Consider the following 13,464-nt stretch of genomic DNA (forward strand, 5'->3'; position numbering starts at 1 on the left):
CCCCTTCGGTGGTGGTCCCCTTGCCCCGCCACCCCCCACCGCGCCCCGGCCCCCCTCGCGGGGGCGCGGGGGCGCTGGTCTACAGTTTCGCGCAGCTCAGCCGCGGACCACCTTGCCCGCCTTCAGGCAGGAGGTGCACACGTTCATCCGCCGGGTGTTGCCCGGCGCGACCTGCGCGCGGACGGTCTGGATGTTCGGGTTCCAGCGACGGTTGGTGCGCCGGTGCGAGTGCGAAACCGACTTACCGAAGCCGGGGCCCTTGGCGCAGACGTCGCAGACGGCAGCCATAGTCGCGAGCTCCTTCATGTCATGTGGGGACCGCTGTCTTCGCGGGACAGCCTGTCCGGAAACCTTGTCGTCATGCCTGCCCACGGAGACCCGCTGGCGAACGCGGCCGATCCACGGCTGCGTGAGGCAACCCTGCAAGAGTAGCGGGGGCCGGTGATCGATGTCCAATCGGGGTCTTCGAGGCTCGCGGCGGCGTGTGCGTATCGCACGGCGGACATCGTCGCGGTCTCGGATGCGGCCCGACTGCGCTTTCTCGCGTGTCGGGGCGGGAGACTAGTCTGGCGGACGGGGTTGGCGGATCGCAGCGGCGGCGAAAGGACGGTGACGTGCCCGGGGTCCGGGAGGAGCTGGATGGTGCTGCACTCGCGCGGTGGGCTCGGCTCTGCCTGGACGGACTCGAGCGCCGCCGCGACGAGATCAACGCGCTGAACGTCTTCCCTGTCGCCGATGCCGACACCGGCACCAACCTGGTCGTCACCATGCGTGCCGCGGTCGAGGCGATGGATGCCGAGGCGCCGCGCCCCGGCGACAACGGTGAGCCGCCGTCGCGACCTGCTTCGGGCGGTGATCCGGCCGCACGTGCGGGGAGCGCGGACATGGGCCGGGCGTTGGATGCCGCCGCGGTGAATCGGGGGTTCGACGGCGGCGCCGCGCGGCGGGAGCGCGAGAGTGGGCCGGTGGCGGATGCCACCTCCGTGCGGGCCGTGGTGGGTGCCATGGCGCGGGCGGCGACCGCTGGGGCGCGGGGGAATTCGGGCATCATCCTGTCGCAGGTGCTGCGGGGGATCGCCGAAGCCGTTGCGGCAGGCCCCCTTACGGCCACCACATTGCGAACGGCGTTGCGGCGGTCCGCGGTTCTGGTGCGGGAGTCGTTGAGCGAACCCGTCGAGGGCACCATGCTGACCGTGCTGGAGGCGGCCGCCGACCGGGCGGAGGACTGCGCCGAGGACACGCTGGCGGGGGTGGCGCAGACCGCCGCCGACGGTGCGGCGAAGGCGCTGGGCGATACCCCGTCGCAGCTGGATGTGCTGCGCGCGGCCGGGGTGGTGGACGCGGGGGCGCGGGGGTTGCTGATCCTGCTGGACAGCCTGGTCACGGCGATCACCGGGCAGGTTCCGTTCCGGCCGGAGTACAGGGGGTCGGAGCCGGTGCCCGTGCACCGTGCCGCGGATGCGCGCCCGGGGGAGCAGCCCCTGCCGCCGCTGCCCTCGGCCCGGAACGACCGATCCGATCGTCCGGCCTGTGCCGGAGGGACGGCGAGTACGTCCCGGGCGCCGGAAACCGCAGCGGGCGCCGACGCCGCGAGCGACGATAGCGGCGTGGCGCGCCCGCGGTACGAGGTGATGTACCTGCTGTCGGACACCGACGAGAACCGCATCGCGACCCTGCGCAACACCCTTGCGCGCCTGGGCGATTCGGTCGTCGTCGTCGGTGACGGCGGCGGCACCTGGTCGGCCCACGTGCACTGCGCCGACGCGGGCGCGGCCGTCGAGGCCGGGCTGAGCGCGGGTGCGGTGAGCCGCATCCGCATCGAAGGGCTCGTGGTGGACGAGCGGCGCGCGGCCGGTCCGGCCGACCGCGGGATACTCGCGGTCACCGCGGGCACGGGCGCGGCCCGGCTGTTCGAGGACGCCGGAGCGGTCGTGCTGGACGGCCAGGTGACGGCGGAGGCGCTGCTGACCGCGATCCGCGAGATGCCGCACCGCGAGGTGGTGGTGCTGCCCAACGGCGCGCTGCCCGCCCACGAACTGGTCGCGGTGAGCGTCGCCGCGCGCGACGGCCGGCGCGAGGTGCTGATGCTGCCGAGCGGCTCGATGGTCCAAGGGCTGGCCGCGCTGGCCCTGCACGACGGCGGCCGCACCGCCGCCGACGACGTCTTCGCCATGTCCGAGGCCGCCGCCGCGACCCGCTGGGGAGCCGTGCGGGTCGCCGCGCAGCGGGCGCTGACCATCGTCGGCACCTGCGAGCAGGGCGACGGGCTCGGGCTGGTCGGCCACGACGTCGTCGTGATCGATCCGGTCGTCGGCGTGGCCGCCCGCACCCTGCTGGACCGGATGCTCGGCCTCGGCGGGGAACTGGTCACGCTGCTGCTGGGCGCCGACGCCCCGGCCGGGCTGGGCGAGGCGCTGACCGAGCACATCATCGCCGACTTCCCGGGCGTCGAGGTCATCACCTACGACGGCGGGCAATCCGCTGACCTGGTGCAGATCGGGGTGGAATAGATGACGACGCTGCGTGACAGGCTCGACCACGTGCTGGGGGTCAAGGCCGCCGAACCGCTGGCCGACGCCTTCGACATGCACACCGTGGAGGACCTGCTGCGGCACTACCCGCTGCGCTACGCGACGCAGGGGCAGCCGCTGACCGAGGAGGCGCCGGAGGAGGGCGCGCACCTCACCGTGGTCGGGCGGGTCACCAAGACCGAGAAGCGCCCGATGCGCCAGCGGCGGGGCAATCTGCTCAAGGTCGAGCTCGATGCGGGCTCCAGCCGCCCCGTGGAGATCACGTTCTTCAACGGCGACAAGGTGAATTACCTTGTCAAACAGGGTGTTCGGGCGATGATGTCGGGCACGGTGCACTACTGGCGCCCGGATCGATGGAACCTCTCGCACCCGTCGTATCTGATCCTGCCCGAGGCCGGGGAGTCGGTGGAGAATCTCACCTCGGTGCGCGGCAGCGGCAATCTGCGCGGGCTGGCCCAGAGCGCGAAGGGCGCCGGGGGAGTGGATGTCTCGTTCTTCGAGCGCGAGTACATCCCCGTCTACGCGGCCACCGCGAAGGTGCAGAGCTGGGACCTGCTGGCCTGCGTCCGCCAGGTGCTCGACCAGCTGGATCCGATCGACGATCCACTGCCGCAGGACATTCGGGAGGACCGCGGCCTGATGGCGGTGACCGATGCGCTGCGCCTGATCCATCTGCCGGAACGCAAGTCCGATATCGAACAGGCCAGGGAGCGTTTGCGTTTCGACGAGGCCCTGGCGCTGCAGCTGGTGCTGGCCGAGCGCCGCCACGATGCCGAGGGTCGTGCCGCGCGGCCGTGCCCGCCCCGTACCGACGGCATCGCAACGGCTTTCGAGCAGCGCCTGCCGTTCGAGCTGACCGCCGGACAACAGAAGGTGATCGCCGAGATCTCCGACGATCTGTCCCGCGACCACCCGATGCACCGGCTGCTCCAGGGCGAGGTCGGCTCGGGTAAGACGATCGTGGCCCTGCACGCCATGCTGCAGGTGGTCGATGCCGGGCTGCAGTGCGCCCTGCTGGCTCCGACGGAAGTGCTTGCCGCCCAGCACTATCGGTCGCTGCGGGCGATGCTGGGCGACCTCGGAACGGCGGGCGAGCTGGGTGCGGACGAGAACGCCACGAAGGTGGTGCTGGTGACGGGGTCGATGGCCACGGCCGCGAAGAAGGCGGCGCTGCTGGACGCGATGACCGGCGAGGCGGGCATCGTGATCGGCACCCACGCGCTGATCCAGGACGCGGTGGAGTTCCACGACCTGGGCATGGTGATCGTCGACGAGCAGCATCGCTTCGGGGTCGAGCAGCGGGATGCGCTGCGCGCCAAGGCCAAGAACGGGACCAGCCCGCACCTGCTGGTGATGACGGCGACCCCGATCCCGCGCACGATAGCCATGACCACGCTCGGCGATCTGGAGACCTCCACGCTGACCGAGCTGCCGCGCGGCCGCTCGCCCATCACCACGAAAGTCGTTCCCGCCAAGGCGCATCCGGCGTGGGTGGACCGGGCGTGGGAACGCATCCGCGAGGAGGTCGCCGCCGGGCGCCAGGCCTACGTGGTGTGCTCGCGCATCGGCGACGAGGAGGACAACGGAAACGGCAAGGGGCGCAAGAAGAAATCCGACGAGGAGAAGGAAGCGCCCACCACGCACGCGGCGACGGATGTCTTCGAGACGCTGCGCGGCGGTCCGCTGTCGGATCTGCGGGTGGGCCTGCTGCACGGCCGCCTGCCCAACGACGAGAAGGACCGCGTGATGCGGTCGTTCAACGACGGCGACGTGGACGTGCTGGTGTGTACCACCGTCGTCGAGGTCGGGGTGGACGTGCCCAATGCGACGGTGATGGTGATCGTCGACGCCGACCGGTTCGGGGTCAGCCAACTGCATCAGCTGCGCGGGCGCGTCGGCCGGGGCAAGCACGCGGGCCTGTGCCTGCTGATCACCGAGACGTCGCCGATGGGCGGCGCCATGGTCCGTCTGGAGGCGGTCGCGGGCACCCTCGACGGCTTCGAGCTGTCGGTGCTCGACCTGCGCCAGCGCCGCGAGGGCGATGTGCTCGGTTCCGCGCAGTCCGGCACCGCCCGCAGCCTGCGCCTGCTGTCGCTGCTCGACGACCTCGAGGTCATCACCACGGCCCAGCAGCTCGCCCGTGAGCTGGTCGAATCCGACCCGGGCCTGAAACAGCACCCCGGCCTGGCAAGCATGATGCGCGCCGCAGTCGACGCCGAACGCCTCGAATACCTGGCCAAGTCATAGACCTCGCCACCTCATCCCGGCGCGCCGTGAGCCCTCTTCTGTTCCGGCGGATCGTGAGGCCCCCTTCTGTTCAGGCCCATCGCGAGACCACTCCTGTTCCGGCGCGCTTTTGGCCGGAATCTACCGGCTGGAAACTTGTCGGTGGTCGGTGAGATGCTGCGTGGGTTGGAATTCCGGCGGCGACAGGAGGGAGTGCCGGTGGTAGCGATCGATCTCGAGTGGGGGCGCAAACCCACACTGCCGCAGGCGCTGTCTCGATTGCGGCCGCGTCAGGGCATCGGCGGCGTTCCCCCGACCGTGCTGGTGCTGGTCGGGATCGTCAGCGTCCAGGTCGGCGCCGCGCTGGCCAACCGGCTGTTCGCGGCCACCGGCCCCGGCGGCGCGGTGAGCCTGCGCCTGTTCTTCGCGGGCATCGTGCTGCTGGTGTTCTGGCGTTCGGCGCTGCGGATCGAGCGCCGCGCGCTGCCGGTGGTGCTCGGCTTCGGCACCGTGCTGGCGGCGATGAACCTGTTCTTCTACGAGGCGATCGACCGCATCCCGCTCGGCATGGCGGTCACCATCGAATTCCTGGGCCCGCTGGGGGTGGCCCTGGCCGGGTCGCGCCGCTGGGTGGATCCGGTTTGGGCGGTCCTGGCCGGGGGCGGCGTGCTACTGCTCACCCATGCCGACGGCCCCGTGGTCTGGGCGGGTGTCGCGTTCGCCCTCGCCGCGGCGGCCTGCTGGGCGGGCTACATCCTGCTCAGCGCCAAGCTCGGCGAAAAGACCAGCGGCGGCGGGGGTTTGGCACTCGCGATGGCGTTCGGCGGCGTGCTGATGGCCCCGGTCGGCATCGCCGAGGCCGGTTCCGCGCTGCTGCAGCCGTCCGTCTTGGCCGCCGGTTTCGGTGTCGCCATCCTGTCCTCGGTCCTGCCGTACTCGGTGGAACTCGAGGCCCTGCGCCGCATCCCGCCCCGCGTCTTCGGCGTCCTGATGAGCCTCGAACCCGCCGTGGCCGCCTTCGCGGGCCTGGCCGTCCTCGGCCAGCTGATGAACCTGCAGCAGTGGGGCGGCATAGCCTGCGTGGTCGCCGCCTCCATCGGCGCCACGCGCTCGGCGAAAACGTGAGAAGTGCCGAGGGACCGATCAGCCGCCGCGAAGCAGCTCCCCGAGCACACCGACGGCCTGGTCGATCCCGTCGGCGGTGATATTGCCGTAGCCGAGTACCAGGGACCGGGCGGGGTGCGGGGGCGCGGCGAGGAAGGTCGTCAGCGATTCCAGGTCGACTCCCGCCGCCCGGGCCCGCTCCCGGAGCAGATCCGCGTCGTGGTCGACCGTCAGGGTCGCCAGGGTCTGGACGCCCGCCGGAATACCGCTCAGGCGCAGGGGAACCCGATGACGGGCGATCGCCACCTCGAGGGCCTGCCGATTCGACCGATAGCGGGCGCGGCTGTGGCGGATATGGCGGTCGTAGGCGCCGCTGTCGATCAGTTCGGCCAGGGCGAGCTGATCGAGGGTGGCATTGCCCCGGTCGATGAGGAACCGGCTGTGGCACAACCGTTCCGCCATATCGGGATCGCACACGATCCAGCCCAGGCGTAGCGCGGGGGACAGCGCCTTGCTCACCGACCCGAGATACGCCACCGAGGCCGAGGCCCGTCCCTGCAGCGATCCGACGGCGCGGCGGTCGAAGCGGAACTCGCCGTCGTAATCGTCCTCGATCACCAGGGCGCCGGTGCGAGAGGCCCACGCCACCAGCGCCTCCCGGCGATGCGGAGCCAGCACGACGCCGGTCGGGAACTGGTGTGCGGGATTGACGACGACGGCGTCGATACCGTGTTCGGGGAGCGCGTCGACCACCAGTCCGTCGCCGTCGACCGGAATCGGGATCGGCGTCAGCCCGGCGCGCGCGATCAGCGGCGCGCGCTGATGCAGACCGGGATCCTCGAACGCGACGGCCCGGGCGCCGCGCTCGCGCAGCACTCCGGCCAGCAGCCCCAGCCCGTGCATGACACCGGCGCAGACGAGCGTGGTCTCCGGGGTGGCGGCGACCCCGCGCACCCGGCCCAGATAGGCGGCGAGGACGGCTCGCAGGCGAGGGTGCCCGGCCGGATCCGGATAGTCGAAGTCGGCATTCGCGGCCTCCGCGAGCGCGCCGAGCCAGGCACGACGCCACGCGCGTCGCGGAAAGTGCGCGGCGGTGGGCCGCCCGGGGCGCATATCCCAGCGGCGTGGTGGTGGAGCCGTCGGCTCGGTGGCCGCCCGCGGCGCGGGTGCGGCGAGGACGTCGGAGACCCGGGTGGCCGAGCCCTGCCGTGCCGCCAGGTAGCCCTCGGCCACCAATTGGGAATAGGCCTCGACCACCAGGCGGCGCGACACCCCGAGGTCGGCGGCGAGCACGCGGCTGGCGGGCAGCCGCTGGCCCGGGCGCAGGCGGCCGTCTCGCACCGCATCCCGCAGCGCGGTCTCGACCTGGGCCCGCAGCGGCACGCCGGTGCGGGGGCTCAGGGCCAGATGGATCTCCGGACCCGAATTGGTACCTGAAGCGGACACGCGAGTGGAGCTTACCGGGGATCCATTTGTCTCGTACGGTCACGGTCATGATCACGGATGCGACTCTGGATGATATTCGACGCCGAACATGGCCCGCGGCAACGGTTTTCGCACGGTTGGCGCTGGCCGCCGGATTTCTGGCGGCCGTCGCCGACCGATTCGGCCTGCTGGGGGAGAAGGGCACCGGCAATGTGTCGTGGGGAAATATGGACAACTTCATGGCGTACTCGCATTCGCTGACGCCGTATCTCCCGGACGTGCTCGCCGACGTCGCGGGCTGGGGCGGCACGGTCGCCGAGATCGTGTTCGGTATCGCGCTGCTGCTCGGTATCGCGACGCGCTGGGTCGCGCTCGGCTCCCTGGGACTGCTGCTGGTCTTCGGCGTCTCGATGTTCTTCGCGCTGGGCTGGCAGGCGCCGCTGTCGTTCTCGGTGTTCGGCGCCGCGGCGGCCGCGGCATTGCTGGCGCTGGCCCCGGCGCGGGCCTACGTCCTCGGCATCGACCAGGCGCTGTCGTCGAGAGCGAGCGGCGGATGGCCGGTCGCGGACCAGCGCGCCGGGTGACCGGGACGCGTGTCAGCGCACCGCGCGCGGATAGGGCAGGTCGATCGAGGTGGTCTCGGTGACGGCCAGCGGGCGCCCGATCTGTGGGAAGGCGCGCTGCGGGCAGGCCGATCGCTCGCACACCTTGCACCCGGCGCCGATGGGGATCGCCGCGGACGGATCATCGAGCTGCAGGCCCTTGGAATAGGCCAGGCGGTCGGCATATTCGATATCGCAGCCCAGTCCGATGGCGAATTCCTTTGCCGCCGTGCCGTATCCGCGCGGTGCCGAATGGGCGGTGCGGGCGACCCACAGGTAGCGGCGCCCGTCGGGCATCGAGGCGACCTGGGTGAGCACCCGACCCGGATGGGCGAACGCCTCGTGCACCACCCACAGCGGGCAGCTGCCGCCGACCCGGGAGAAGTGGAATGCGGTGGCGGACTGCCGTTTCGATATGTTCCCGGCGCGGTCGGTGCGCACGAAGAAGAACGGCACGCCGCGCTGGCCCTGCCGCTGCAGGGTGCTCAGCCGATGGCAGACGGTCTCGAAGCCGACCTCGAACCGCAGGCCCAGCAGGTCGATGTCGTAGTGCAGCTCCTCGGCCGAGCGCAGGAACTTCCCGTACGGCAGCACCAGCGCCCCGGCGAAATAGTTGGCCAGGCCGACCCGCGCCAGCGCCCGCGATTCCCCGGTCAGCGAGGGCGTATCGCTGAGGACCTCGTCCAGCAGCGGCCCGTAGAGCAGGAATGCGAGGGTGGTGGCGATCTGGAACGCGCGCTGGCCGGGACGCAGCCGCCGGGCCAGGGTCAGGGTGCGGCTCTCGGAATCGAAGTGGCGCTTCGGGATATTCGGGTCGGCGCCGTCGCCGCGCACCAGCACCGTCACCCCGGCCTTCTCCTCGGCGACGCGGGCCAGCTGGCGGTCCAGCGATCCGATGGACAGGCCGCACTCGTCGAACAGCCGCTCGGCGGCCAGATCCAGCTGGGCGATGTGATTGTGGTGGTCGTAGAAGAAGTCGCGGACATCCTCGTAGGGCATCGGCACGCCGGGCGCGCCCGTGGGCGTGGCGACCTTGGACGACAGCAGGTCCAGCTGGTCGGTGGCCGCGCGTAGCCGGCGGTGCATGGCGACGATGGTCTTGGCGACCTCGGGCATCCGGGTGGCCATATCCTCGACCTCGGCTGCGGGCGGGGCCGTGCCGCCGGCCGCCTCGACCAGCACCTCGTGCAGGTCCGAGACCAGCCGCGCGTCGGAGTCGGCGGCGAAGAACTGCACGTCGAGGTCGAAGGTCGAGTTCAGTTTGAGCAGCACCGGAATGGTGAGCGGTCGTTGATCGCGCTCGAGCTGGTTGAGGTAGCTGGGGGACAGCTCCAGGGACTTGGCCAGCGCGGCCTGGGTCATCCGCCGCTCCTCGCGCAACCGCCGCAGTCGGGCACCCGCATACATCTTGCGCACGCCGCCGATGCTACCCACTGGCTTCGCAAACATTGCAATATTGGCGGTACTCGCCGACAAAAATCTGCCGTTGCAAGGTGTTTTGTCGCGATGCGTCGCTGCGTAGCGTGCGAAGTATGAAGCCTCATATCGTACGTTCCCGCGCCTCGGCCGATGATTTTCCCCGCTCGGACCACCTGGCGACCCGGATCGCGGAGGTGGCCGCCGACCCCGTGCCGGTACCGGCGGAGGTCGCGGACATGATCGTCAACCGGATCATCGACAATGCCGCGGTGGCCGCGGCCGCGTTGCGCCGCCGCCCACCGACGACCGCCCGGCGGCAGGCGCAGGCACACCCGTACTCCCCGGGCGCCACCGTAGTCGGACTGCCTGCGGCGCGACGATTTTCGCCCGAGTGGGCCGCGTGGGCCAATGGTGTCGCGGTGCGCGAGCTGGACTTCCACGACACCTTCCTGGCCGCGGAGTACTCCCATCCGGGCGACAACATCCCGCCGATCCTGGCGGTGGCGCAGCACGCCGGCCGCGGCGGAGCGGACCTGATCCGCGGTCTCGCAACGGGTTACGAGATCCAGATCGACCTGGTGCGCGGAATCTGCCTGCACGAGCACAAGATCGACCATGTGGCCCACCTCGGGCCGTCGGCCGCCGCCGGAATCGGCACCCTGCTCGGGCTGGATGCCGAGACGATCTATCAGGCCGTCGGCCAGGCCCTGCACACCACCACCGCGACCCGCCAGTCCCGCAAGGGGGAGATCTCCAGCTGGAAGGCGTTCGCGCCCGCCTTCGCCGGGAAGATGGCCGTGGAGGCGGTGGACCGGGCCATGCGCGGGGAGGGCGCCCCGGCGCCGATCTGGGAGGGCGAGGACGGGGTGATCGCCCGGCTGCTGGGCGGCAAGGACGCGGAATACGCTGTGCCGCTGCCGGTTCCGGGCGAGCCGAAGCGGGCGATCCTGGACAGCTACACCAAGGAGCATTCGGCCGAATATCAGAGCCAGGCGCCGATCGACCTGGCGCGGCGGATGCGGTCGCGCATCGGCGATCTCGGCAAGATCGCCTCGATCGTGCTGCACACCAGCCACCACACGCACGTCGTCATCGGCAGCGGCTCCGGCGACCCGCAGAAATACGATCCCCGAGCCAGCAGGGAGACCCTCGACCACTCCGTGCCCTACATCTTCGCGGTGGCCCTGCAGGACGGGACCTGGCACCACGAGCGCTCGTACGCGCCGGAGCGGGCGCGACGGCCCGACACGGTGGAGCTGTGGCGGAAGATCCGCACGGTCGAGGATCCGGAGTGGACGCGGCGTTACCACGCCACCGATCCGGCCGAGAAGGCCTTCGGCGCACGGGCCGTCGTGACGCTGGCCGACGGCGAGACCCTCGTGGACGAACTGGCCGTGGCCGACGCGCACCCGCTGGGGGCGCGGCCGTTCGGCCGCGAGCAGTACCTCGCGAAGTTCCGCACGCTCGCCGAGGGCGTACTCGAACCCGCCGAACAGGACCGTTTTCTCGATGCGGCGCAACGTACTCCGGAGCTGCGCGCGGACGAACTCGACCAGCTCACGGTCACGGTCGCGCCGGACGTGCTGGATTCCGCGCCGTCGACCGGACGGGGGATCTTCTGATGCCGGGCCCCTCAGTCGCCGTCCCACACCACGGCCTGGGCCGCGATCACCTTCAGGCCGTTGAACGTGACCGACGGGGACCCGTGCAGCCGGTACCCCTCGGCGAGCAATGTGCTGATTCGCTCGCAGAACGTCACATCATCGGGGCCGGTGATCAGCCGGTAGCGCAGCGGTTCGGTCATACCACGAGCCTAATGGGCGCCACCGCCACAGCATCCACGCAATACCGGCATGTTCTCGGCCGGAATCCCGGCCGAAAGCGTGCCGGGATTGTGGTGGGGCAGGCCCGGATTGCGGGTGGGCAGGAGGCATGGTCGGTGGGGAGGCGGGGGCTGTGAGCGGGCTGATGGCGGCGATGACGTCCGCGAGTGATAAGCGCAAGGCGCTGCGGGCCGGGCTGGCCAGCGGCCGGATCCAGCGGCTGCCCGGGGCGTTCAACCCGCTGGTCGCCAAGCTGGTGCAGGAACTCGGGTTCGAGGGCGTGTATGTGTCGGGGGCGGTGGTGTCGGCCGAATTGGCGCTGCCCGATATCGGGCTGACCACGCTGAGCGAGGTCACCGAGCGGGGGCGGCAGATCGCGCGGGTCACCGACCTGCCGACGCTGATCGACGCCGACACCGGATTCGGCGAGCCGATGAACGCGGCCCGCACGATCACGCTGCTCGAGGAGGCGGGCCTGGCGGGCTGCCACATCGAGGACCAGGTGAACCCGAAGCGGTGCGGACATCTCGACGGGAAGGCCGTGGTACCGGTCGAGGAGATGGTGCGGCGCATCCGGGCGGCGGTGTCGGCCCGGCGCGACCCGGACTTCGTGATCTGCGCCCGCACCGACGCCCGCGGCATCGAGGGACTGGACGCGGCGATCGACCGGGCCACTGCCTACGCCGACGCCGGTGCCGACCTGATCTTCACCGAGGCCCTCGCCGATGCTGGCGAGTTCGCGAAGTTCCGTGCCGCCGTGGAGATTCCGCTGCTGGCCAATATGACCGAGTTCGGCAAGTCCGAGCTGCTGTCGGCGCGGGCGCTGGAGAATCTGGGCTACAACGCGGTCATCTACCCCGTGACCACCCTGCGCCTGGCGATGTTCGCCGTGGCGGCCGGACTGCGCGAGATCGCCGATACCGGAACCCAATCCGGGCTGCTGGACCGCATGCAGCACCGGGCGCGGCTGTACGACCTGCTCGGCTACGAGCGCTACAGCGAATTCGATTCCGGCATCTTCGATTTCACCGTGAGCGAGTGATTCCATGACCGAGATCAAGAAGGGGCTGGCCGGCGTGGTGGTCGACACCACCGCCATCTCCAAGGTCGTCCCCGAAACCAACTCCCTGACCTATCGCGGCTACGCCGTCCAGGATCTGGCGCGGCACTGCGGTTTCGAGGAGGTCGCCCATCTGCTGTGGTACGGCGAACTGCCCGATGCCGATCAGCTGCAGGCGCTGCGCTGTCGCGAACGCGCGCTGCGGCACCTGGATCGCTCGCTGCTGGCGTTGATCGACAAGCTGCCCGAGACCTGCCACCCGATGGACACCGTGCGCACCGTCGTCAGCTACCTCGGTGCCGAGGACCCGCTCGAGGACCGGGGAAAGAGCCCGGAGGCGTTGCTGGCCAAGGCCTTGCGCATGACCGCCGTCCTGCCCACGGTGATCGCGGCCGATATGCGCCGCCGCCGCGGGCTGGACCCGCTCGCGCCGGACGAGCGGCGCGGATTCGCGGAGAACTTCCTGTACATGTGCTTCGGCGAACCGTCCGGCGCGGCCGGGCATCTGGATCCGCGGCTGGTGCGGGCATTCGAGACCTCGCTGATCCTCTACGCCGAGCACAGCTTCAACGCCTCCACCTTCGCCGCGCGCGTGGTCACCTCCACCGAATCGGATATGTACAGCGCGGTCACCGCCGCCATCGGCACGCTGAAGGGTCCGCTGCACGGCGGCGCGAACGAGGCCGTCATGCACGCGATGCTGGAGATCGGCAGGCCGGAGCGGGCGCGGGAATGGTTGCGAGACAGGCTGTCCCGCGGGGAGAAGGTGATGGGATTCGGCCATCGCGTCTACAAGAACGGTGATTCCCGGGTGCCCACCATGAAGGCCGCCCTCGACCAGGTCGCCGAGGTGACCGGCGGCCACGAATGGCTGCGCATGTACGCCGAACTCGAGGCGGCCATGGCGGAATCGACCGGGATAGCACCGAATCTGGACTTCCCGGCCGGACCCGCCTACTACCTGATGGGTTTCGACATCGAGATGTTCACGCCGATCTTCGTGATGAGCCGCATCACCGGCTGGACCGCCCATATCATCGAACAGTCCCAGTCCAACGCGCTCATCCGGCCGCTGTCGGAGTATGTGGGTGTGCCGCAGCGGGCAGTGGGGGCGGCGTAGCCTCCGATCCCACCCTTCGGGTGATCGGACCGTCGCGCGCAAGTATCAGGACCGCCGCGCAGACGCCCGCCAGCCGGCGATACGGCGTGCGGGGCGCCCCCGGCGGGGAGCGCACGGCGGGTGGCGCGGGGACCAGGTTGGGCCGCGAGGCCGC

The 13,464-nt window shown here is 70.7% G+C and carries 11 protein-coding genes; 7 read left to right on the top strand and 4 right to left on the bottom strand.

All coding sequences use genetic code 11. The features are described 5' to 3' along the window. Nucleotides 1–96 precede the first annotated feature (96 nt). On the bottom strand, nucleotides 97–288 hold the full coding sequence (gene rpmB, locus QH290_RS36540; protein ID WP_011210730.1) for a 50S ribosomal protein L28: 192 nt from the start codon (nucleotides 286–288) through the stop codon (nucleotides 97–99). A 326-nt stretch (nucleotides 289–614) separates the two neighbouring features. Here rpmB and QH290_RS36545 point away from each other — a divergent pair, with 326 nt between their 5' ends. The 3 genes from QH290_RS36545 (at nucleotide 615) to QH290_RS36555 (ending at nucleotide 5,882) form a co-directional block, all read left to right on the top strand. Continuing rightward, complete coding sequence (locus QH290_RS36545) at nucleotides 615–2,510, top strand: DAK2 domain-containing protein (protein WP_280387961.1); 1,896 nt, start codon at nucleotides 615–617, stop codon at nucleotides 2,508–2,510. Then, nucleotides 2,511–4,778, top strand: a complete 2,268-nt coding sequence (gene recG, locus QH290_RS36550; RefSeq protein ID WP_280387964.1) for an ATP-dependent DNA helicase RecG — start codon at nucleotides 2,511–2,513, stop codon at nucleotides 4,776–4,778. A gap of 198 nt (nucleotides 4,779–4,976) precedes the next feature. Next, entirely contained in the window at nucleotides 4,977–5,882 is a 906-nt protein-coding gene (locus QH290_RS36555; protein ID WP_280265296.1) for an EamA family transporter, read from the top strand. An 18-nt stretch (nucleotides 5,883–5,900) separates the two neighbouring features. On the opposite strand, the gene pdxR is transcribed toward QH290_RS36555, so the two are convergent. Further along, entirely contained in the window at nucleotides 5,901–7,307 is a 1,407-nt protein-coding gene (gene pdxR / locus QH290_RS36560) for a MocR-like pyridoxine biosynthesis transcription factor PdxR (RefSeq protein ID WP_280387965.1), read from the bottom strand. Nucleotides 7,308–7,354: 47 nt separating this feature from the next. Here pdxR and QH290_RS36565 point away from each other — a divergent pair, with 47 nt between their 5' ends. Continuing rightward, entirely contained in the window at nucleotides 7,355–7,870 is a 516-nt protein-coding gene (locus tag QH290_RS36565) for a DoxX family protein (RefSeq protein WP_280387967.1), read from the top strand. A gap of 12 nt (nucleotides 7,871–7,882) precedes the next feature. Here the strand turns inward: QH290_RS36565 and QH290_RS36570 are convergent, their stop codons facing one another. Continuing rightward, nucleotides 7,883–9,304, bottom strand: coding sequence for a short-chain fatty acyl-CoA regulator family protein (locus QH290_RS36570; protein ID WP_280265293.1), 1,422 nt, complete (start codon nucleotides 9,302–9,304; stop codon nucleotides 7,883–7,885). 116 nt (nucleotides 9,305–9,420) lie between these two features. Here QH290_RS36570 and prpD point away from each other — a divergent pair, with 116 nt between their 5' ends. Then, complete coding sequence (prpD, locus tag QH290_RS36575; RefSeq protein ID WP_280387969.1) at nucleotides 9,421–10,929, top strand: 2-methylcitrate dehydratase PrpD; 1,509 nt, start codon at nucleotides 9,421–9,423, stop codon at nucleotides 10,927–10,929. Nucleotides 10,930–10,940: 11 nt separating this feature from the next. On the opposite strand, the gene QH290_RS36580 is transcribed toward prpD, so the two are convergent. Further along, nucleotides 10,941–11,111 carry a DUF1737 domain-containing protein gene (locus QH290_RS36580; RefSeq protein WP_280265291.1) on the bottom strand — a complete coding sequence of 57 codons (171 nt, stop codon included), beginning with the start codon at nucleotides 11,109–11,111 and terminating at the stop codon, nucleotides 10,941–10,943. A gap of 152 nt (nucleotides 11,112–11,263) precedes the next feature. On the opposite strand from QH290_RS36580, the gene prpB reads away from it, so the two are divergent. Then, the gene (gene prpB, locus QH290_RS36585) at nucleotides 11,264–12,172 is read left to right on the top strand and encodes a methylisocitrate lyase (protein ID WP_280387971.1); all 909 of its coding nucleotides are present in this window, start codon (nucleotides 11,264–11,266) and stop codon (nucleotides 12,170–12,172) included. 4 nt (nucleotides 12,173–12,176) lie between these two features. Next, entirely contained in the window at nucleotides 12,177–13,310 is a 1,134-nt protein-coding gene (locus tag QH290_RS36590; protein WP_280387973.1) for a bifunctional 2-methylcitrate synthase/citrate synthase, read from the top strand. The last annotated feature ends 154 nt before the right edge of the window (nucleotides 13,311–13,464 follow it).

Origin of the sequence: Nocardia wallacei (assembly GCF_029869545.1) — a bacterium.
Classification (GTDB): Bacteria; Actinomycetota; Actinomycetes; order Mycobacteriales; family Mycobacteriaceae; genus Nocardia; species Nocardia wallacei_A.

Excerpts from the sequence above, each read along its gene's own strand:
- rpmB (WP_011210730.1), bottom strand. The coding sequence starts at position 288 with ATGGCTGCCGTCTGCGACGTCTGCGCCAAGGGCCCCGGCTTCGGTAAG.
- prpD (WP_280387969.1), top strand. The coding sequence starts at position 9,421 with ATGAAGCCTCATATCGTACGTTCCCGCGCCTCGGCCGATGATTTTCCC.
- QH290_RS36590 (WP_280387973.1), top strand. The coding sequence starts at position 12,177 with ATGACCGAGATCAAGAAGGGGCTGGCCGGCGTGGTGGTCGACACCACC.
- recG (WP_280387964.1), top strand. The coding sequence starts at position 2,511 with ATGACGACGCTGCGTGACAGGCTCGACCACGTGCTGGGGGTCAAGGCC.
- QH290_RS36580 (WP_280265291.1), bottom strand. The coding sequence starts at position 11,111 with ATGACCGAACCGCTGCGCTACCGGCTGATCACCGGCCCCGATGATGTG.
- QH290_RS36565 (WP_280387967.1), top strand. The coding sequence starts at position 7,355 with ATGATCACGGATGCGACTCTGGATGATATTCGACGCCGAACATGGCCC.